This window comes from Mycobacterium sp. ML4 (assembly GCF_054515735.1).
The window spans coordinates 116828-137828 of record NZ_JBTNSY010000017.1 but is presented as its reverse complement, the minus strand read 5'-3'; the positions used below and the strand labels follow the sequence as shown (position 1 = coordinate 137828).

At 68.8% G+C, this 21001-nt stretch carries 14 protein-coding genes and 2 pseudogenes; 7 read left to right on the top strand and 9 right to left on the bottom strand.

The features are described from left to right. Nucleotides 1–69: 69 nt before the first annotated feature. Together ACX9NE_RS19865 and ACX9NE_RS19860 are read right to left on the bottom strand one after the other, a co-directional pair. Entirely contained in the window at nt 70–1275 is a 1206-nt protein-coding gene (locus ACX9NE_RS19865; protein WP_459364248.1) for a CaiB/BaiF CoA transferase family protein, read from the bottom strand. Then, a pseudogene (locus ACX9NE_RS19860) lies at nt 1272–1454 on the bottom strand (aldehyde dehydrogenase family protein); the annotation flags it as partial. The pseudogene ACX9NE_RS19860 and the gene ACX9NE_RS19865, both read right to left, overlap by 4 nt. Before the next feature lie 468 nt (nt 1455–1922). Between ACX9NE_RS19860 and ACX9NE_RS19855 the strand changes: the two are divergent. Both ACX9NE_RS19855 and ACX9NE_RS19850 read left to right on the top strand, forming a co-directional pair. Next, the gene (locus ACX9NE_RS19855) at nt 1923–2624 is read left to right on the top strand and encodes an SDR family NAD(P)-dependent oxidoreductase (RefSeq protein ID WP_459364270.1); all 702 of its coding nucleotides are present in this window, start codon (nt 1923–1925) and stop codon (nt 2622–2624) included. A 267-nt stretch (nt 2625–2891) separates the two neighbouring features. Beyond that, entirely contained in the window at nt 2892–5714 is a 2823-nt protein-coding gene (locus ACX9NE_RS19850) for a PE family protein (protein ID WP_459364249.1), read from the top strand. Nucleotides 5715–5818: 104 nt separating this feature from the next. On the opposite strand, the gene ACX9NE_RS19845 is transcribed toward ACX9NE_RS19850, so the two are convergent. Beyond that, nucleotides 5819–7006 (bottom strand): acyl-CoA dehydrogenase family protein, encoded by a 1188-nt coding sequence (locus ACX9NE_RS19845; protein ID WP_459364250.1) that lies wholly within the window; start codon nt 7004–7006, stop codon nt 5819–5821. Continuing rightward, nucleotides 6990–7988, bottom strand: a complete 999-nt coding sequence (locus ACX9NE_RS19840) for an acyl-CoA dehydrogenase family protein (RefSeq protein ID WP_459364251.1) — start codon at nt 7986–7988, stop codon at nt 6990–6992. The genes ACX9NE_RS19845 and ACX9NE_RS19840 overlap by 17 nt, the downstream gene beginning before the upstream one ends. 98 nt (nt 7989–8086) lie before the next feature. Between ACX9NE_RS19840 and ACX9NE_RS19835 the strand changes: the two genes are divergently transcribed. Further along, nucleotides 8087–8587, top strand: coding sequence for a nuclear transport factor 2 family protein (locus ACX9NE_RS19835; RefSeq protein WP_459364252.1), 501 nt, complete (start codon nt 8087–8089; stop codon nt 8585–8587). A gap of 415 nt (nt 8588–9002) precedes the next feature. On the opposite strand, the gene ACX9NE_RS19830 is transcribed toward ACX9NE_RS19835, so the two are convergent. Then, nucleotides 9003–9644, bottom strand: a complete 642-nt coding sequence (locus ACX9NE_RS19830; RefSeq protein ID WP_459364253.1) for a nitroreductase family protein — start codon at nt 9642–9644, stop codon at nt 9003–9005. 480 nt (nt 9645–10124) lie between these two features. On the opposite strand from ACX9NE_RS19830, the gene ACX9NE_RS19825 reads away from it, so the two are divergent. Then, on the top strand, nt 10125–12728 hold the full coding sequence (locus ACX9NE_RS19825; RefSeq protein ID WP_459364254.1) for a PE family protein: 2604 nt from the start codon (nt 10125–10127) through the stop codon (nt 12726–12728). Nucleotides 12729–12768: 40 nt separating this feature from the next. Continuing rightward, a complete protein-coding gene (locus tag ACX9NE_RS19820; protein WP_459364255.1) occupies nt 12769–13557 on the top strand; it encodes a class I SAM-dependent methyltransferase in 789 nt (262 codons plus the stop codon). 10 nt (nt 13558–13567) lie between these two features. On the opposite strand, the gene ACX9NE_RS19815 is transcribed toward ACX9NE_RS19820, so the two are convergent. Beyond that, nucleotides 13568–15115 carry a CocE/NonD family hydrolase gene (locus ACX9NE_RS19815; RefSeq protein ID WP_459364271.1) on the bottom strand — a complete coding sequence of 516 codons (1548 nt, stop codon included), beginning with the start codon at nt 15113–15115 and terminating at the stop codon, nt 13568–13570. Nucleotides 15116–15212: 97 nt separating this feature from the next. Continuing rightward, nucleotides 15213–16217: a LysR family transcriptional regulator gene (locus ACX9NE_RS19810; RefSeq protein ID WP_459364256.1), complete on the bottom strand. Its 1005-nt coding sequence runs from the start codon at nt 16215–16217 to the stop codon at nt 15213–15215. A gap of 175 nt (nt 16218–16392) precedes the next feature. Here ACX9NE_RS19810 and ACX9NE_RS19805 point away from each other — a divergent pair, with 175 nt between their 5' ends. Both ACX9NE_RS19805 and ACX9NE_RS19800 read left to right on the top strand, forming a co-directional pair. Further along, the gene (locus tag ACX9NE_RS19805; RefSeq protein ID WP_459364257.1) at nt 16393–17043 is read left to right on the top strand and encodes a TetR/AcrR family transcriptional regulator; all 651 of its coding nucleotides are present in this window, start codon (nt 16393–16395) and stop codon (nt 17041–17043) included. A 267-nt stretch (nt 17044–17310) separates the two neighbouring features. Next, nucleotides 17311–18033 (top strand): PPE family protein, encoded by a 723-nt coding sequence (locus tag ACX9NE_RS19800; protein ID WP_459364258.1) that lies wholly within the window; start codon nt 17311–17313, stop codon nt 18031–18033. A gap of 156 nt (nt 18034–18189) precedes the next feature. Here ACX9NE_RS19800 and ACX9NE_RS19795 read toward each other — a convergent pair. Then, nucleotides 18190–18279, bottom strand: a pseudogene (locus tag ACX9NE_RS19795) (PPE domain-containing protein); the annotation flags it as partial. Nucleotides 18280–18508: 229 nt separating this feature from the next. After that, nucleotides 18509–20914 (bottom strand): PE family protein, encoded by a 2406-nt coding sequence (locus ACX9NE_RS19790; RefSeq protein ID WP_459364259.1) that lies wholly within the window; start codon nt 20912–20914, stop codon nt 18509–18511. Between the last annotated feature and the right edge of the window lie 87 nt (nt 20915–21001).

The following is a 21001-nucleotide window of genomic DNA, read 5'->3' as shown; positions in this document are numbered from 1 at the left end:
CATGCCGAGTCCCGTGGGAACCGAAATCGCACAACCGTTATCTGCACCGACATCGTTGCTCCCCCGGTCCTAAGTGACCGCGCCCGCGGTCTTGAGTTCGATGATGCGGTCCCAGTCCAGTCCCAGTTCCAACAGGATTTCGTCGGTCTGCTCGGCGAAACCGGGGGCCGGGCCGGGCCGGGGCGCGGTGACGTCGAACTGGACCGGGTTGGCGACCAAGTCGAGTTCGCCTGCGCGCACCAGATATTCGTTGGCCCGGATCTGCGCGTCGTCGGCCGCTTGCAGGGTGTCCTGCACCGGCGCCCATGGTCCCGCGAGCGTCGCAAAGCGTTCGCTCCACTCGGCAAGAGTGCGGGTTGCGATGACTTTGGTCAAGATCTCCACCGCATCCGCGGTGTTGGCGGCGATGGTCTCCCCGGTTGCGAAACGCGGATCTTCGATGAGTTCGGGTCGGTCGATGTGCCGGCACACATCCGCCCAGAACTTTCCGGGCTGCATCATCACCAGGGAGATGTAGCGGCCGTCGGATGTCGGGTACACGCCCACCAGAGGATTGACCGGCGATCCGTGGATCCCTGGTGGCGGTGCCTGCATCAGCTGACCGAGGTGCCTGGTCAGCGCCACCGTGTGTCCGAGCGACCACAGCCCACTGCCCAGCAACGAGACGTCGACAACCGAGGGTTCGCCGGTGCGTTCGCGTTTGAGCAACGCCGCGGCGATGCCGCCGGCCAGGTTGGTACCCGAGATGGTGTCTCCGTATGCCGGTCCGGGCGGGTTGATGATGCCCTCATAGCCCATCGGGGTGATGGTGGCGGCGGTTCCGGCGCGGCACCAGAAGGCGGTCATGTCGTAGCCACCCTTAGTCGCCTCGTTACCGCGTGGCCCCAGCGCGCTCCCGCGCGCGTAGACGATCCTCGGGTTCACCGCTCTGATGTCGTCGACGTCGATGCCGAACTTCTGCCGGTGGTCGGGCAGGAAGCTGGTGAGGAACACATCCGAACGCCGGGCCAGTTCGTAGAGCACTTCCTTGCCCTGGGGGACCGACATGTCCAGGCCGATGCTGCGCTTGCCGCGATTGGCGTGCTCGATATTGGGGTTGGGATCGCCTTCGACTCGAAGCATGCCGGTCTGGCGGAGTCCACGTTGCGGGTCACCGGTCACCGCATGCTCGACCTTGATGACGTCGGCGCCCCACTCGCCGAGCACCGCACCCGCTGACGGGACAAAACCGTACATGGCCACTTCCAGTACCCGGATGCCTTCCAGCGGCCTCATGCGCCGGCTCCGATCGCGGGTAGGGCAAGGGTTTTGCGTCCCGGGAACTCTTGGAGCCCGGCCACACCCATCTCGCTGCCGACGCCGGACTGCGTGCAGCCACCGAACGGGCTGTCCGCACCGAAGTAGTTGCCGCCGTTAACCGAGAACGAGCCGGCGCGCCGGGCCGCCGCGATGGCTTGGCGGGCCTCTTTTTCCCCAGCGTCGGGGGCATGTCCCAGCACCTTGCCCGACGCGGGATTAATCGTGGCAAACGTCTGCTGCATCGCCACCAGCTGACCGTCGATCAGAATTCTGCGTGCGGGCTCACCGCCGGACTCGGCACTACCGGCCCGTTCCCCGACGTCGGTGTCCGCCGTGTCCTGCGCTGACATTGGGCCCCTCGCGCTCGGTGTGGTCGACATCACGATAATTTCATTCTCATCTCCGGCGAATCTTACATTCGAGATGCGAGAAGACAAGCCAGTCGTCTTGCCGGAGCCCCCAGGTCAAAGGCTGAGCGACCGCTCAGCGAGCGACCCTGTTAGTGACTTGCCGCGGGCTGTGCAGGGCTCTCGGGATTGCTTGCACCGCACTTTGGCGCGAGAGTACGATTCTCACAAATGTAAGGGAGATTCTTTGTGAATGAGATCGGCGACGTAACGCCTATCCGAACCGCGGTCGTCACCGGTGGCGGGTCCGGCATCGGGCTGGCGGTCGCGCGCCGGCTACGCGCCGACGGCCGCAACGTCGCGGCCATTGATCTCAAGCCTTCCGATGATGACCTCTGCTACACCGCCGACGTCACCGACCGCGGGCAGGTCGACGCGGCACTGTCGGCGATCCGGGAACGTCTGGGACCGGTCACGATTCTGGTCAACGCGGCGGGCCTGGACGGGTTCAAGCGCTTCACGAACATCACGTTCGGGGATTGGCAGCGGGTGATCGACGTCAACCTCCACGGGGTCTTCCACATGATTCAGGCAGTGCTGCCCGACATGCTGGAGGCGGGCTGGGGACGGATCGTCAACATCTCGTCGTCGAGCACGCATTCCGGGGTCCCGTACATGACCCACTACGTCGCCGCGAAATCAGCGGTCAACGGGCTCACCAAGTCACTGGCCCTCGAGTACGGGCCCAGCGGCATCACGGTCAACGCGGTACCGCCGGGTTTCATCGACACACCGATGCTGCGCAATGCCGACACGCAAGGGTTTCTGGGCGACATCGAACAGAACATCGCCAAGACGCCGGTGCGCAGGATCGGTCAACCCGAGGACATCGCTGCGGCCTGCGCCTTCCTGACTTCCGACGAGGCCGGCTACATCACCGGTCAGATACTGGGGGTCAACGGCGGTCGGAACACTTAAGCAAATGGCTGTCGGACAATCCCGATCAGCGTGAGCGGCTGAGACGCGAGCGCGCCACCCTGCTGGGCTCGGAGAGACCGACGAGTTTCTCCACTATTTCACGCCACAGCCACCGATGGCGCGTTGTAGCACGTCTTCGCGGGCCAGTATCCGCCACCGATCGATGTGCGCCCAGCGAAGTTTGTCCTCGTGCGCCGCAAACGTTGACTGAAGATAATCTCGTATATGAGACTTCCTTCACAAGAACCTCGAGGAAGGGCTGCGTCGATGTCGTACTTTCTGATCGCACCGGAGGTGGTCGACACTGCAGCAACGGAGTTGTCGGGCATGGGCTCGCTCATCGACGCCGCGAACGCGCGGGCAGCGGCCGCTACGACAGGGTTGCTGGCGGCGGGCGCCGACGAAGTATCGGCCGCTACCGCGTCGCTGTTCGATGCGTACGGCCAGGCTTATCAGGTGGCGAGCGCTCAGGTCGGCGCGTTTCACGACCGGTTTCTGGCGGCCTTGCGCGCCGCAGCGGGCTCCTACGCCGCCGCCGATGCCGCGGCCGCATCGCCGCTGCAAAGTCTGCTGGACGCGATCAACGCACCCGTCCAGGCGGCGACGGGGCGCCCGCTGATCGGTGACGGCGCCAACGGTGCCCCGGGCACCGGGGCAGCCGGCGGGGCAGGCGGCTGGTTAATCGGCAATGGCGGCGCGGGCGGCTCCGGGGCGGCCGGCATCGGCGGAAGGGGCGGCGCTGGCGGGTCCGGCGGGTTGATCGGGAATGGCGGGGCCGGCGGAGCAGGCGGGTCCTCAACGGTCGGCGCCGGCGGAGCGGGCGGCGCCGGCGGAAACGGCGGGTTGATCGGAGCCGGTGGTGCCGGCGGGGCAGGCGGTTTCTCTTCGGTCGCCGGTGCCAACGGCGGAGCCGGCGGCGCAGGGGGCAACGCCGGCGCGTTCTTTGCCGGCAGCGGCGCAATCTTCGGCGCTTCTGGTGCGGGTGGGGCCGGTGGCGCCGGCGGGTCTGCAGGTTCCGGAGGCACCGGCGGGGCCGGGGGCGCCGGCGGGGCGGGCGCACTGTTTGGCACCGGTGGGACGGGCGGCGCAGGCGGGTGGGGCCGAGGCGGGGACGGTGGGGCCGGCGGTAGCGGCGGCGCCGGCGGGTTGTTGGGCGCCGGTGGCGCGGGGGGCGCCGGCGGGTACGGGCTCGGCGCCACCGGCGGAGCCGGCGGCGCCGGCGGGGCTGGCGGACTGTTCTCCGGCGGTGGGCTATCCGGCGCCGGCGGCCCGGGCGGTACCGGCGGAAGCGGTAGTTTCGGCGGCGCGGGCGGTGCCGGCGGAAACGCCGGTTTGCTCGCCCTTGGCGCCGCAGGCGGCACCGGCGGTGCCGGCGGCGAAGGTTTGCTCGGCGCGGCCGGCGCGACTGGCGGGGCCGGCGGCGCCGGGGGCGACGCCGGCCTGCTGTTCGGCTCCGGCGGGGCCGGCGGGCCCGGCGGGTTCGGCGTCTCGGGTGGCGGAGCCGGCGGAGCAGGTGGAAAAGCGGGTCTGCTGTTCGGTTCCGGTGGCGCGGGCGGAAGCGGCGGTGCGTCCACCGACCTCATCCCCGGCGCCACCGGTGGCGCCGGGGGGGCCGGCGGAGCAGCCGGGGTGATCGGTAACGGCGGTAACGGCGGCGACGGCGGCGCCAGTGCGGCGACGCCCGGGACGGGGGGCGCGGGCGGCACCGGCGGCAATGGCTGGCTCATCGGTAATGGCGGCAATGGTGGTAGCGGCGGCACCGGTGCCACCGCGGGCGGCACCGGCTCCGGCGGCATAAGCGGACTACTACTGGGTCTAGACGGATCCAACGCTCCCACCAGTACGTCACCGCTGCACACGCTGCAGCAACAAATTCTCACCGCCATCAACGAGCCCATCCAGATCGTGACGGGGCGCCCTCTGATCGGCAACGGCGCCAACGGGACCGCCGGGACCGGTACTGACGGCGGAGCCGGAGGGTGGTTGTTCGGCAATGGCGGCAACGGCGGATCCGGGGCGGCCGGCCCGGACGGTTGGGCCGGCGGAGCAGGCGGGGCAGGCGGATTGCTCTTCGGCGCCGGCGGCGCCGGGGGGGCCGGCGGAGACAGCATCTCCGCGACCGGCGGGACAGGTGGGAACGGCGGGGCCGGCGGGGCCGCCTTCCTGAGCGGCAACGGAGGCACCGGCGGGGCAGGAGGGTTCGGCGCCGCCGCCGGCGGGACCGGCGGAGCAGGCGGAAATGCGGGCACGATCTTCGGCGCCGCCGGCGCTGGCGGTACCGGCGGGTTCAGCACCCTCGGGGGGCCGACCGGTGGAGCCGGCGGCGCCGGCGGAGCTGGAGGACTCTTCGCAGGCGGTGGGACCGGTGGCCGGGGCGGACTCGGCAGCGTTAGCGGCGGAGCCGGCGGGGCCGGCGGGGCCGGCGGCGTGTTCGCCGCGGGTGGAACAGGCGGCACCGGTGGCGTGAGTTCTTCGGGCACCGCCGGGGACGGTGGCGCCGGTGGCGCCGGCGGGTTATTCGGGGCCGGCGGAACCGGCGGCTCCGGCGGGTTCGGGATCACGGGCGGGGCCGGCGGAGCGGGCGCTTCAGCAGGCCTGCTCTCACTCGGTGCGTCGGGCGGGGCCGGCGGTACCGGCGGTGAGGGCGCGACCACGGGCGGAGCCGGCGGTGCCGGCGGAGACGGCGGAGAACTGTTCGGTTCCGGCGGTGCGGGCGGCGCCGGCGGGTACGGCCGATTCGGCGGCGGCGCGGGCGGGGCCGGCGGCAATGCCGGCCAGCTCCAAGGTTCCGGTGGTGCCGGCGGCGCCGGCGGCGCGGGCGGCAATTTGAACGCCAGTGTCATCGGTGGGGCCGGCGGGGCAGGTGGCAGAGCCGGCCTCGTCGGTGACGGTGGCGCCGGCGGTGCCGGCGGCGCCAGCGCCGCGTCGGCGGGTACCGGCGGCGCGGGCGGCAGGGGAGGTGACGCTGGGCAGATCGGCAATGGCGGCAACGGCGGCAACAGTGGAACCGCGACAACCAACGGTACCCCCGGCACCGGCGGGAACGCCGGCCAGCTGTTCGGCATCAATGGCAACAACGGGTTGTCGTAACCGGCGAATACCCGTCTTGCTCGCGAGGAACATGGCGCCCCCTGCGGCCGAACGTGAAGCTGGCTTCACGCTCGTCGCCGAACGTGAAGCTAGCTTCACGCTCGTCAGGCGCGTGGCAGGCCCAGCACTCGCTGGGCAATGATGTTGCGCTGGATCTCCGAGGTGCCCCCGGCGATGGTGCCGGAGAAGCTGCGGGCGTAGCGCTCGAACCAGCTGGCGAAATAGTGATCCAGGTTCATCGGCGCGTACGGTCCGGTGAGCGCGGGGTGAACCAGGCCATCTCCACCCGCGGCCGCCAGCGCGTGCTCGCTGATCCGCAGTTCCGCCTCGGAGCCAAGTAGTTTCAGCACCGAGATCGCCGAGGTGTCGTCCTCACCGCGGGAAGCGCGCGCCAGCGCCACCGAACCCAGCAGGCGCAGGGCCTGCTTGTCCATGATGGTGGTGGCGTACTGATCCCGGTCGAGGTCGCCGTCGGGACGGAAGTCGGCGAGCATGTTGTCCATCCGGTCGGCGAATCCCAGCCACATCATGGTGCGTTCATGCCCCAGCGAGCCATGGGCCACCCGCCAGCCCTGATTGAGCTCGCCCACCAGGTTCTCCGCGGGCACCTTCGCGTCGGTGAAGAACACTTCGTTGAAGTCCAGGTCATCGTCGGCGCAGATGGACGCGAACGGCCGCCGCACCACACCTTCGGTGTCGGTTGGGATCAGTAATGCGCTGATGCCCTTGTGTTTCGGAGCGTCGGGATCGGTCCGCACAAACGTCAGCAGCACGTCGGCGTCATGGGCACCGGAAGTCCACACCTTCTGTCCGTTGACGACGAAGTGATCCCCGTGCGGATCGGAGACCAGCACCGCCCGGGTGCGCAGCGACGCCAGGTCCGACCCGGCACTCGGTTCGCTCATCCCCAGCGACGCGGTGATCTCGGCCCGCAGGATCGGCACCGCCCAGCGTCGCTTCTGCTCCGCGCTCCCGAACGAAATCAGCGACGCCGCAACGATATTGACGCCCTGTGGGTTGAGGCTGTGATAGATCCGACGGCGGCACAGCTCTTCGAGGTAGACGTACTGCTGCAGGACCGTCGCATCGCGGCCGCCGAACTCCGGAGGCTGGGTCGGCAGCAGCCAGCCGTTGTCGAACAACAGTCGCTGCCAACGACGTGCCCAGGCCGGCATGTGCGACACCGAGCGTGGGCGCTCCACCGCTTCACTGGCCTCGGGCTGGTTTTCCTCGAGGAAAGCGACGAACTGCGCCCGGAATTCCTCGACGTCGGAATCAAAAGTCAGCTGCACGGTACTCCTCTGCGATCCGCGCGCGATGTTCGGCCGCGCCGCCGAGCATCAACTCACCCGCCTTGGCGCGCTTCAGCGCAAACTGCAGGTCATTCTCCCAGGTGAAACCCATCGCGCCATGCAACTGCAGGCCGTGACGGAACACCAGCGACTGACACTCCCCCGCCGATGCTTTGGCCATCGCCGCGGCCAGGCGGCGGCGCGGATCGTCGGCGGAGATGGTCAGCGCAGCGAAATACGCCAGCGCCCTGGCTCTTTGCACCGCGACGTGCATGTCGGCCGCCTTGTGCTGCACCGCCTGGAAGGAGCCGATGGGAACGCCGAATTGGTGCCGGCTGCGAACGTGCTCGAGCGCGAGGTCCAAGATCCGCTGGCAGGCACCCACCATGGTGATAGCCATTCCCGTCAGGGCGATGTGGTGCGCACGTTCACGGTCGACGGTCATCCGGTCGCTCTCGGGGACCCGCACGTCGTGGAACGATAGGTCGGCCACGTGCAGCACCGGGTCGAACACCGATTCGCGCCGAGCCGATACTCCGCCGGCATCGACGAGGAACACGCCGGCTTCGGCGACCACGGCGACGCGCTCGGCTCGATCACCGTCGAGAACGTGGCGGGCCGTGCCGTCCAGCACCCAGCCCTCGGCATTGCGGCGCGCGGACACACCGCTGTAGACGGCGGTGCCGGACTGGTTCGGGTCGAATCGGTCCCCCGCCAGCGGGGCGAACTGGCTCATGGTTGCCAAAAACGGCGTGGGGTCGGTCGCGTGGCCGAGTTCTTCCAGCACGATCGCCAGTTCGACCGCGCTGGCCGGATCGTTCAGCTCCGTCCAGCCGAGCTGGCGATAAAGCTTCCAGAGCGGCTCGGTGTCAGCGCCGTTCTCGGCCACACTGCGAACCAGAGTGGGCGGGCATTGCTTGGTGACGACGTCGCGCACCGTGTCCTGCCACAGCCGCTGATCAGCATCGAACTCCAAGAGCATCCGGGCCGCCTCCCGTCACGGGTACCTGGCGAGAATACCATTCTCCATGGTGAAAGTAGTAATCTCAGATTCTGCCTACGATCTACGGAGGGCCCGCCATGCCGGATGCCGCAGCCGCGCTGTGGGAGGTCGAGGCGATCAAGACGCTGAAGGCCCGCTACTGCCGTTACCTGGACACCAAACGGTGGGACGACTGGCGGCGACTGTTCACCGACGACTTCGTCAGCGATACCTCGGCGGCCGGCGGAAAGCTGATCGTCGGGGCCGACGAGTTCGTGGCCTTCGTGCGCGGCACGCTGGGCAAGCCCTCCCGGCCCACCGCCCATCAGGTGCACGCGCCGGAGATCGAGTTGACGTCGGAGACGACGGCAGCCGGGATATGGGCCCTCGAGGACGTGGTGCGCCTGGGCCCCGGCCTCAATCTCCTGGGGCGCGGGCACTACCACGAAACCTACGAGAAGGTCGACGGACGCTGGCTGATCAAGTCCTCGACGCTGACCAGGCTGCGCGAGGATGTCTCCAATCCGCTTTTCTCCGTGCGCGTCACGCCGAGGCTCCGAGCTGCCGGGGCGACGCTGGCACGCAGGCTGGGCCGCTGAGGCGCGATCAAGAAGCTCGTCATCGGCGCCAGTGGCTTTCTGGGCTCCCACATACCCGGCGAAGACGTGCGGGTCATGGTGCGAAAGACCAGCTCTACCAAGGGCTTCGATGAGCTCGGCGGCGCGCGCTGTCACGGAGACGTGTTCGACGACGAGATCGCGGCTCCAGCCGTCGGCCGGCGCCCGCCGCGTATCCCCGATCCCGATGAGTGTCATGTACGCGGTCTCCCGCATCAACGACATTGCCGTGCACCTCTTCAACCGTGACCTGCCGATCGCATACGTCGGGGCACGGATGGCGGACCCGATGTCGCCGCTGGACCACAGTAAAGCCGAGCGCGAACTCGGTGGGACACCAGAGCCTGTCGAGGAATCCGTCGAAGGCGGCGAGGTGGTTCATCGCACCGTCCGCCGGCTAGCCGCTCGCGGGGAAGGGCTCACCCCAGTGGTCGAGGTTGACGGCTTGGGCCAGCGGGCGCCGCCGCACCGGTCCGTGCCTGCCCTTGGGCCAGCCGACCGCGACGTGCCCTGCCAACATCCAATCATCAGGCACACCAACAGCGTTCCGCAACAACGGCTCACCGCCGTAGGAAGCCCAACTCGTCATACAGGCACCGAGCCCCTGAGCGCGAGCCGCGAGGAGGAAGTTTTGCATGGCGGGAAAGATCGATCCGCGCAGCAACAGTTCGGACGCCGTCGGATAGTGAATCTGCGCAAACAGCACAGAGGTGAATTCTCCTGCCCGGTAGTGCAATTCGTAGGTGGCGCGGTTGTTGCGGGCCTGGCGGCTGTCATCGTCGGAAGTAGGGCGGCTCATGCCGTATACGGCCTCGATCACCGTTAGAGCCTGCGCCGCGGCCCTGGCCACCACCGCGCGCATCTCCGGTGACCGCAGCACGATAAAACGCCAACCCTGCGCGTTGGCACCCGACGGCGCCCACCTTGCCGCGTCCAGGCATCGGGTCAGGGTGGTGTCATCGACCGGCTCGTCGGTGAAGCGCCGGATGGCGCGCGCGGTCGACATCACTTCCCAGACGTCATCGCTTGAGGCGGTCATCGGCCTCCCTCCGAATTTTGCCTGCGTCAGTGACTTTCGCGCCTCTCGCCGGTGCGCAACCAGGAGCACGGGGCGTGACAGTACGCGTCATGACTGTAACGGGTCGGCCCCAGCCACCCGTGGGCGGCATCGCCGATCGCGACACCCGTTGCGCCGCCGAGCCTTGATCATGCGAGATGTCGCAAACCTTGTAGGCCCTGCAAGAAACCGCGTGACGGCTTCCACGGCTCACGTTGTCGTCAGCAGCGTCAACGCAAGTTGCACCAGCCGAACGACCGGGACTCGCCCCGCTACTGCAACTTAGCGTCCGAAAAGTCCGAAATGTCCTGTCGAGCAGTCTATTTGGTTCGAAACGTTCTACTGGACGCCACGCTGCGCGGGCCGCACGCTGCTAGAGCGCCCTGTGAGCAGCGTGGTACTCACACCGGAGCTTCCTCGCATGGCGCATCACTTGTCTCGCACGTCGGCGGAAGGAACGCGATGTCGTTTGTCAACGTGGCGCCCGAATATCTGGCAGCCGCAACCGAGGACCTGTCAGGCATCGGTGCGGTAATCATCGAAGCCAATTCGGTCGCGGCAGCGAAGACCACTGTCATTGCTGCCGCGGGAGCCGATGAAGTCTCCGCGGCCATTGCTGCGTTGTTCGGTTCGCACGCCCACGACTACCAGGTTCTCAGTGCCCAGGCCGTGAGGTTTCACGACCGGTTCGTGCGCACGCTGACAAGTGCGGGAAGCTCCTACGCCGCCGCAGAGGCACTCAACGCTTCGCCCCTGCAGACCTTGAAGAGCGATGTCCTGGGCCTGATCAATGCCCCTACCGAGACGCTGCTGGGCCGCCCGCTCATCGGGGACGGCGCAAACGGATCGGCACCGGGGCAGGCCGGCGCCGCCGGCGGGCTGCTCGTTGGCAACGGCGGCAACGGCGCTGCCGGCACCAATCCCGGTATGACCGGCGGTGCGGGCGGTGCTGCCGGGTTGATTGGTAGCGGCGGTGCAGGCGCAGCCGGAGGCGCCGGTGCTTCCGGAGGTGCCGGCGGTAGCGGCGGTTGGCTATGGGGCAACGGCGGCGCCGGCGGATCCGGTGGCGTCGAGGCAGGGTTCGGCGGCAACGGCGGCCGCGCGCTGTGGTTTGGCAACGGCGGTGCCGGTGGCGCCGGCGGATCCAGCAGCGGGACCGGCGGGGCGGGCGGCAACAGCGGCTGGTTCTGGGGCGACGCGGGTGCCGGTGGCATGGGGGGCGCTTCCACGAGCACGGACATCTCCGGCGGGTTGGGCGGTAACGGCGGCCATGCGGGACTGATCGGCCTCGGCGGCGCGGGTGGCTCCGGAGGCCTGGGAGCTCCCGGCGCGCCCGGCAGTGGCGGTACCCTCATCGCCCCCGCAGGCCCGGGCGGCAGCGGGGGAACCGGCGGAGCCGGAGGGGTTGGCGGGTCTGGCGGGATTCTGTGGGGTGACGGTGGGGCCGGAGGCGTCGGCGGAGTCGGAGGCACGGGCGGCGCCGGAGGTCTTGGTTGGTTTGGCTCGACTGGCGGCGCCGGAGGCGACGGCGGTATCGGGGGCCACGGTGGCGCCGGCGGGACTGGCGGCGATCTCCGGATCGGACCGCTGGGCAGCCACGGCGGCGCCGGCGGTGCCGGCGGTGCCGGCGGCGTGGCTGGCGACGGCGGCGCCGGCGGTGACGGCTCCATCCTTATCAATCGAGGAATCGGCGGCGACGGCGGACACGGCGGCAACCCCGGTGCCGGCGGCGCCGGTGGCCCCGGCGGTTCCGGCAACATCGCCGGCGCAACCGGTGCGACCCCTACCAGTGGCGGAAACGGCGGAGTTGGTGGCGCCGGCGCCCCGGGGCCCGACGGCAATGGCGCCCGGGGCGGAAACGGCGGCGACGGCGGCCTGGTAGGTAACGGCGGCAACGGCGGAAGGGGTGGCAACGGCGACGCAGGCGCCCCCGGCCTCAACGGCGTCAATCCGGGCGACAGCGGCGGCTTCGGGAGCGATGGTGGCACCGGCGGTGACGGCGGGACCGGCGGGGCGGCGGGGGCTCATGGTGGCAACGGCGGGCAGGGCGGAGCCGGCGGCAATGCCGGCAACGGCGGGACCGGCGGCAACGGCGTCGACGGCGCCTACGGCGGCGACGGCGCCGACGAGGGCAACGGGGGTACGGGTCAAAACGGAGGAGCCGGCGGCAACGGCGGAAAGGGCGGAACGGGCGGAAACGGCGGAGCGGGCGGGACCGCGACCGTCGGCAACCACGGCACCCAGGGCGATGGCGGCACGGGCGGGGACGGCGGCGCCGGCGGCACACCGGGCGGCGGCGGCAACGGAGGCAATGCCGGCAACACGGACAGCGATGCCGGCCACAGCGGCGGCAACGGTGGCAATGGGGGCGATGCGGGTGCCGCTGGCACCGGAGGCACCGGCGGGACAGGGTTCACTCACGGTGCGAACGGCACGGCGGGTGCCACCTCGCCCGGCGGTGCCGGAGGGAGCGGCGGCAATGGTTCAGAGGCGTACGGCATTCACCACAACAACGGCGGGGCCGGCGGCAACGGCGGCGCGGGCGGCGCGGGCGGCGGAGGTTCCCAGACTGGCGGTGCCGGCGGGACCGGAGGTGCCGGAGGCAGCGGCGGCGCGGGGGTTCCGTGGGGTGGCAACGGCGGGCCCGCCGGGAATGGCGGTAAAGGCGGCGCGGGTGGCACAGGACTTCATACCGGCGGGGCCGGCGGGACCGGCGGGGCCGGCGGTACGGGCGGCATCGGACTCGACGACGGCAGCCCGGGTGGATCCGGCGGCACCGGAGGAAACGGTGGAGACGGCGGCAGTGTCGGCGGCGTGGGTGGCACCGGCGGTCAGGGCGGTTACGGCGGCACCGGCGATGGAAACCAGCCTGGTGGTCAAAGCCATGGTGGCACCGGCGGAACCGGCGGACCGGGCGGAACCGGTGGCGCCGGCAAGAGCGGCCCCGGGGCCCCGGGGCTGCCCGGCACGCCGGGAGTCGCCGGCACCGAGGGATACCCGGACCCGAACGGGATGTCCTACGGCGGTGCCGGCGGTGCCGGCGGCACCGGCGGAAACGGCGGATAGTACTTCGCTGCAATGACAATGGAGATTGGAAAGGCCTGAGATGACGACGTCAGCACTCTCCGCTATCGGTTCGATGCCGCGCGGTGGCCCGGATTCGTCATGGCTGGACCGTCGGCTGCAAACCAACATTTTGGAATACACCGACCGCTACGACGTCCCGGACCAAACCAAGCAATACGTCATCACCGCGCTCGACGACATGGGGACCCGCAACGCCACCCACCAGACGATCGCTCGATACGTCGTCGATCTGGTTGCCGGAATCGAGAAGCCGCGCATCCTTGAACTCGGCGCCGGTCATGGCCGCCTCTCGGAGCAGATTCTGCGGCAACACCCGACCGCGGCGCTCACCATCTCCGACCTCGACGCGCACTCGGTGCACAACGTCGCCCGCGGTCCGCTCGGACGCGACCCGCGTGTGAGAACGAAGGTCGTTGACGCGACCGGCATCGACGATCCCGACAATAGCTACGACCTGGTCGTCTTCGCCTACGCGTTCCATCATCTGCCGCCGTCGGTCGCGGCCAGGGCGATCGCCGAGGCCACCCGCGTCGGCAAGATATTCTTGGTCGTCGACATCATGCGGTGGCCATCCCCGGCTCTGTTGGCGGTGCCGCTCGTCATACCCCTCATCATCGCCTGGCGCGTGCGACCGTTCGCGGCCATACGAGCGGTCACCCATGACGCCCTCATCAGCCATCTGCGTGCGTACAGTCCTTCGGCCTTCATCGCACTGGCAAAGGCCGTGGACCCGGAGATGCGGGTCGAGTTCTTACCGACGCCCACCTTTCGCCCCCGCGCCCGCGCCCTGACGTTTCGGCGGTCCTGACGACCGGAGCTCAGCGCGCAATGTCTCTCGGGATGACGGGCACCCGCAGCCGCGCGGGTCGGTCGGATCCCCAATGCAGGGTGCACCGCGCGGGTGGACTGGGAACATATCGGGCAGGAAATGAACCGTATAGCGGATTGCGTGGAGCGAGTTGCCGACCGGCGATGAGTAGACGAATGCGGTCGCCGGTGTGAAACACGGTGGCCGACGGCCCGAGCGCGATTTCGAGGGGGACGACTTCGCCGCGTGAAAGGGGTTGGCGGCGCATAAAAGTGTGGACCGGCTCGTAGGGGGTGGACTGCTGTCGATCGAGTTCACGCAAGGACGCGCGCTGCCATCCCGTGGTAACCCGTTCCCGCCCAAAGCCGTAGGATCCTTCGAACGGAATCCATTGTTCACCAATCCATTTCTCCACTCCGACGAACAGTGTCACGTCGTCGGACCCGTCGACTGACACCCACAGCGCCACGCTCATCGGGCCGGTGAGTTCGAGATCACCGTCAACGGCAAGAGTGAATGCCGCCGCACGCCGACGGGTGTGGAAGGTGACCGTGCCGTCGGCCGTCGGCGGCACCGCACCGAGCCAGCCGTTGTCGCCTAGGTAGAGATCGCGCCATTGCGTGCGCGCCAGGGGCCATTCCTGCTCGGTACGAATCTCGGCAACAGTATCGCCGCGCTCACGCACCTCGAGCCGGACCGGCGGCGGTTTGGGCACGTCCCGGTGCTTGAGGTAACACTCGAAGAAGTCCAGCTGGGCCCGCCGTGCAGCGTCGCTGTAGAAGGTCGCCCATTTTCCGCTTCGGTGGGTGTAGGCGAATTTGTCTGTCGCACCGACCCTCTCGAACGCACGGAAAGAGCCCCTGCTGTGCAGGTTGTTGTCCGAGAAGCTGGCGCAGACGAGCATCGGAACCTCGATCTTGCCGAGGTCGGGAACCAGCGACTGCCACCACTGGTCCCGAAGGGGGTGGTCCCTGCGCTGCGCTGCGATGTCCTCGGTGGTGCGCATGACATGTCGGACACCGGTCTGCCAGATGCGCGAAAAGCCGTTCTCGACCACTCCACCCGGGGCGAACATATCCCGGTAGGCATCGGTGAATCCCTCCCAGGGGCAGATCGCCTGGAGACTGGACGGAGCGAGCGCGGCCGCCTTGTATTGCGACATCGCCAAGTACGACACACCGAGCATGCCGACGCTGCCGTTGGACCACGGCTGCGCGCCGGCCCACTCGATCAGGTCGTACACATCCTGGGCCTCCTGATCAGAACACAGCGCTCCTGCGCCGTCGGAGTTGCCGGCACCGCGTAGATCGGCGTTGACAAAGGCGTATCCCTGCGTGAGCCACCAGACGGGATCCGGCGCTTCCCAACTGGTTTGGCTGGAGATGTCGATTGGACCAGTTTGGCGCATGACGTGAAACTGCGGATTGAGACTCCACCGGCGCCGCCTGCGCCTGGGCAATCTGTCTTTGCCATACGGGTGGGCCGACATGAGCACCGGAAACGGGCCCTTACCGGGGGGCCGAAAGACATTGACTCGCAGGACGACACCGTCCCGCATCGATACCGGGACGTCATGATCTACCAGCAGATCCGCCGGGGCTGCCGCGACCCGCACGGGCGGACGCACAATCTCTCGCAGCCGCGCAACCGCATACCTAGTGGCTCCGGGACGCTTCCAGGGGCGGTCGTAAATTGGATGCGGTATCGCCACAATAACTCCTTGCTTCACAACAGATTTCACCCTGCGACGGGAGACGCAGGCTGTTCAGGTCGTGTTCCGGCAGGCCACGAGACGCGATGACGGTGTCTCGAAACGCGGCAGCCGACGGCGGCAGATACCTGTCCGCCACCCAGCCGACCGCGATCGGCCGGAACAAATGTTGGTCGTCGATCGCGATTTCAACGATGCCGGGAAGCAGTACGGCCGCTTTGGGCAGCACGCCGACTCCCAACCCGGCGCCGATCAAGCCGCGCAGTGTCGTGATGTCGGTTCCCTCGAGCGCGATCGTGGGGGTGACGCCATGGCGCGCGCAGGCCTCGTCGAAGATCCTGCGCAACGTGTGTCCTCGGTCAAGGGCCACGAACGCGCAGTCAGCGAGCTCCTCGAACCCGATCACCGCTCGGCGAGCCAAGGGGTGCTCGGGGTCGACCACGGCGTAAAGCCGCTGTGTGAACAAGTTGTGCCACCTCACGCCGGGAGCATCGTCACACGTCATGGGATATCCGAGGCAAACGTCGATCACGCCCTTGGCCAGATCCTCGGCGAGGGCTGGTCCCGAGCCCTGGCGCAACACAAAATGCGACCCGGGATGACGCTCGTGATGACGACGCAGCAAATTGGGCACGGTCGAAACACCGAGTGAGCCAAGGAATCCGAAAGCAACCGTGCCGGCATCGAACCCCGCGAGTTGGCGAACGTCGGAGACGGCCGCCTCGAGACCGCGCTGAGCACTCCGAATCGCCCGCAAGAACGCCTGCCCGAAACGGTTGAGTTCATTGGCACGCCCGCGTCGGGTGAAGAATTCGACCCCGATCTCGGCTTCGAGCATCGCGATGGCCCGGCTGACCGACGATTGCGAGACCGCCAACTGCTCGGCTGCGTCCCGCAGCGTGCCGACATCTGCGACCGTCTGAAAATACCGCAGCTGATAGAGCTCCATACGGCCTCCGACTCTCTTCGAACACTGAGTGGTGCGCGATAGGCCCGTGCAGGTGTGTCGATCGCGCGTCGGACCGATGAAGGTCTGGCTCAGACTTTCCCTGGTCGGACCTTATTAGAGTAGCACTCTAACCGATTTAGGTGCCACTCTAATTTTATGCGGTAGGGTGTGGTGGGTGGAAGGCAAACGGCCACGCAACACCGCCCGACTGCGTGAGGCGGGAGCGGCCTCACGCGCTGAAACTCGCAGACTGCTACTCGAAGCCGCCGCCGCGGAATTCGCTCGCGTGGGCTATGTCGCCGCCACTGTCAATCGCATCGCCGAAGGCGCCGGGGTCACCGTGCAGACGCTCTACCTCGCGTGGGGCAGCAAACGCGCGCTGCTTCGGGCGTACCTGTACAGCACACTTACTCCGGGCACGAGTCCGTCGCCGAAGTACTATGCCTCGCAACTAGTTCCGGACACACCTGCCGCTGTCCTCAGCCAAGTTGCGTCATTGTTCTGCCGGATCGCCCAGCGGTCCGCCGTAGCGTGGCAGGCCTATCGAGACGGAGCCGCCGTCGACACGGCAATCGCCGAAGAATGGCAGGAACTCCAGAAGCTGCGCCATGGGACGTTCGGAGAGCTGCTGTCGAGTATCCCCGACGAGGCCCTGCGGCTTCCGCGACAGGAAGCCGTCGACACGGCGTGGGCGATGGCCAGCCCGGCCGTCTATGAACTGATGACCGGTCCCGGTGGGTACACCCTCGAGCAGTTCGAGACCTGGCTTGCCACGAATCTGCAGAGCGCCGTTCTGCGATCATCTGAGACCACGACGCCGTCCTGACCCAGCGGCCCCCGGGCGCAGAAATTCCCGCCGGGGGCGCCGAATCGTCGAGCCCGATTGATGTCGAGCGCCTGATCGAACGCATTATTCGATATTATGTACGCTTTCACCCTCCGATTCCTACTGATATTGATGCCGAATAGCGATATCGTCAGCTCACCATTCACTGTGCATTGAACAATTCAATCGTCCAACTCACCGGCACAATACCTATAGTGATCATCCAACGGCGCTGACGGCGCTGCTTTTCCACGGAAAGAATCCGAAATGAATTACGCTGCCCTCCCCCCGGAAATCAATTCAGCGCTCATGCACGCGGGCGCCGGCCCGGGACCCATGCTCGAGGCGGCCTCTTCCTGGGCCGGCCTTGCCGGCGAGTTGCGTTCGGCCTCAGAGTCGTTCGCGTCGGTGACGAGGGAACTCACCGGCGGCCCCTGGCAGGGTCAGGCAGCTGCGAAGATGGCCGAAGCGGCGGCGCCATACGCAGCGTGGCTCGCAGCGGCGGCGGCTCACTCCGAATGCGCGTCCAACCAAGCCGCCGCCGTGGCTGCTGCCTTTGAGGCGTCGTACGCCGCCACCGTGCAGCCGGTGGTGATCGCTGCCAACCGCACGGTGATCGCCGCTTTGGCCAACACGAACTTCTTCGGGCTCAACCTCCCGATAATCGCCGCCCTGGAAGCGGATTACGAAGAAATGTGGGCCCGGGACGTGAATGCGATGTTCGCCTACCACGTCGACGCCTCAGCGGCCCTCTCGAGACTGGCGCCCGTTGCGCAACTGCTCGGGCCTCTTCCCGGCTCGTCCCCCGCCACGCCAACCAGCCCGTCGAGCACATCGGTAATCACCGCACCGCAGGCCCCGGCCTCACCAGCCCTGCCTGGAACACCCTCCACCCCGGCGGTGCCACCACCCACCAAGATGCCCGCGCCACCACCCGGCAGCGGCAGAATCTACCCGCCAGGACCAGTGAAGATTCCTGTCTACGGATGACGACCAGGCCGGTCATCGAATTCGAGACAGGTTCCCCGGGGCCGTGTTGCTGTCCGCTGCTTGCACCTTCTGGCCGTAAGCAGTGGCCTGCCACAGAGCACCTGCGGAGCAAAACGCCCCGCCATGTCCCGCATGGCGTGCGGGTCGGTCATGAACCGACAGCCCGTCCCAGGCAGCCGCCGCACGATACATCGGATCCGCACCGGCGCCCGCATAAATAGGTGCTGAATTAATTTCCGGTGGCAGTGCCGCGAATCCATGACATGCTCCTCAACGGGACCACCAAAGGAATGATTGGTACCCATCACGCGGCGCTCAAAGCCAATGTTTGCGAACTTTATGCGGGAACTGTGCCCACGGCAACCACCGTCATCCGCGGTCCAGCTTGCGCGGCAAACAAAGTGGTGCTTACCCACATAATTTCCCAAAGTGATTCACGGAGCGGGGATGCGCATAGCACCGCAGATCGGCCGTGTCAGCCGCGCTGGCCGGCTTTGCCGGCATGGCCGGCAATGCCGTTGGCGCCTGGCCGCCCGTTTCGGCCGCCGACGGTGGTGCCGCCTGCACCCCCGGCTCCCGAATCACCACCGGCGCCGGCCGTACCGCCCGCACCACCGTCGGCGGCCGATCCGCTGCCACCCGGACTCCCGATCAGGCCGCCCTGGCCGCCGGCACCGGCGAGCCCAGCGGCGCCACCATTGCCGCCGTTTCCACCATTGCCGCCATTGCCTCCGTCACCGCCATCCCCGGCGGTGACGTCGGTGCTCCCAGTGAGCCCGGTGGCATTTCCGCCGTGGCCGCCGGCCCCACCGCCGCCGCCCGCGCCGCCCGAGCCACCGGCCCCGCCCGCGCCGGCGCTACCGCCGGCGCCCCCGGTGCCGAAGACCTTGCCGGCGCTGCCGCCGTGACCGCCCGCGCCGCCGCCGCCGCCGTCACCTCCTCTGGAGGCGGCGTCGGCACCATCGCCTCCGCCACCACCGGAACCGCCGACCGCCTGGGTCGAAGCGTTAGCACTGCCGCCGTCTCCACCGGCCCCGCCGGCAGTGCCGGAGCCGCCGCTACCGCCGGACCCGCCGACACCGCCCGCTCCGCCCGCGCCGCCGTCGCCAAACAACAGCCCGGCGTTACCCCCATTGCCTCCGGCGCCGCCCGCTCCTCCATTGCCACCGGAGACTTTGCTTGCGTCGCCGAGACCGCCGCCTCCGCCGGCCCCCCCATAGGCCTGTCCGTTCGTGGCGGTTGCCGCGCCACCGGCACCACCGGCCCCGCCGGCACCACCCGGGTGATGTCCACCCATTCCACGGCCGCCGTCGCCGCCCTGGGCGATGGCGAACTGGCCGTTGACATCCGCGAGTCCGCCGGCACCACCCGCGCCGCCGTTGCCCCCCGGGCCTGGACGACCGCCGTCGCCCCCGGCCCCACCCGTTGCATAGTCCGCCCCATAGGCGTTGCCACCAGCGCCACCGGCGCCGCCGCTCGGGTTGGTGCCGCCATTGGCACCGGCTGAGCCTGCATCAGCGGTCGCGAAGTCCGGTCGGTCGCCGTTTGGGCTCCCGGCATTCTGCCCGTTGGTGGGAGGAGTGTCGTTGATGGGGGGCACGTAGAGTTTCGCGTCGGCTCCGGCCAGACCGGCGCCGCCATGACCGCCGTTGCCGCCGGAGCCAGATAGCGCCGCGGCGTTGCCGCCGTCCCCGCCGCGACCGGCGTTACCGTTGTTGAAGCCGGCGATGCCGGCACCACCCTGGCCGCCGTCTCCACCGTTGCCGATCAGCAGTCCACCGTTGCCACCCTGGCCGCCCTGGGCACCGGCGCCGCCCACGCCGCCAATCGCACCGTTCCCGAACAGCAGCCCGCCGTTGCCGCCGTGCCCGCCGAACGCGCCGATACCGCCCGCGCCCCCGACACCGCCCGTCCCAATCCAACCGGCGGAACCGCCGTAGCCTCCGGCGCCCCCAGGGCTGTAGAAGCCGTGCACCACGTCCTGTCCACCGGCACCCCCCGCGCCACCCGCGCCGCCGGCGCCGTACAAAAGCCCACCCGTGCCACCATTTCCGGCTGCGCCTCCCCAACCGCCGGTGGCGCTCGAAGCACCGACCCCTCCAGCACCTCCGGCGCCGCCGAATCCGATGAGCCGAGCGGCCCCGCCGTCGCCACCAGCGCCCCCGGCACCGCCTGTCAACAGGTCGTCCCCGCCGAGCCCGCCGTTCCCGCCGGCACCGCCGGCACCGATCAGCCAGGCAGACCCGCCCACGCCGCCGTTACCACCCGTCCCACCCGCCAACCCGATACCGCCGGGCCCGCCGGTCCCACCGTTGCCCCAGAGCCATCCGCCGGATCCGCCGTTGCCCCCCGCGGCAGCATCCCCGCCGGCGCCGCCGGCCCCGCCCTGGCCGAACAGCCCGGCGGCCCCGCCGTTGCCGCCAGACTTCCCGACCGCCCCGGATCCACCATTTCCGCCGTTGCCGAACAGCAAACCACCGGCGCCGCCGTTCGTGCCCGTGCCCGGTGCCCCGTCGGCACCGTTGCCGATCAGCGGACGCCCCAACAATGCCTGGGTCGGCGCGTTGACCACCTCCAGCAGCCCCCCCAACGGCCCGGCGTTGAGGGCCTCCGCACCGCCGTAGGCACCCGCACTCGCCGTCAGTGCGGCGACGAACCGATCATGGAACAGCGCCACCTCACGACTTGCCGTCTGAAACTCTTGACCGTGGCCGGCGAATAAGGTCGCGATCGCCGCTGACACCTCATCGGCTCCGGCAGCCGCCAGCTGCGTGGTCGACCGCGCCGCCGCATTATGGGCCGCGGAGACTGCCGAACCTATCCCGGCCACGTCGGAAGCCATCGCCGCGACCAGTTCCGGTGAAACACTGATAAACGACATCGAGGCACCTCCGCGATGAGGATGTGACCCCGAGGTTCACCGAACCTTCCGGCCGAACCACGTGATCTCGGTCACTCTGGACGCTAG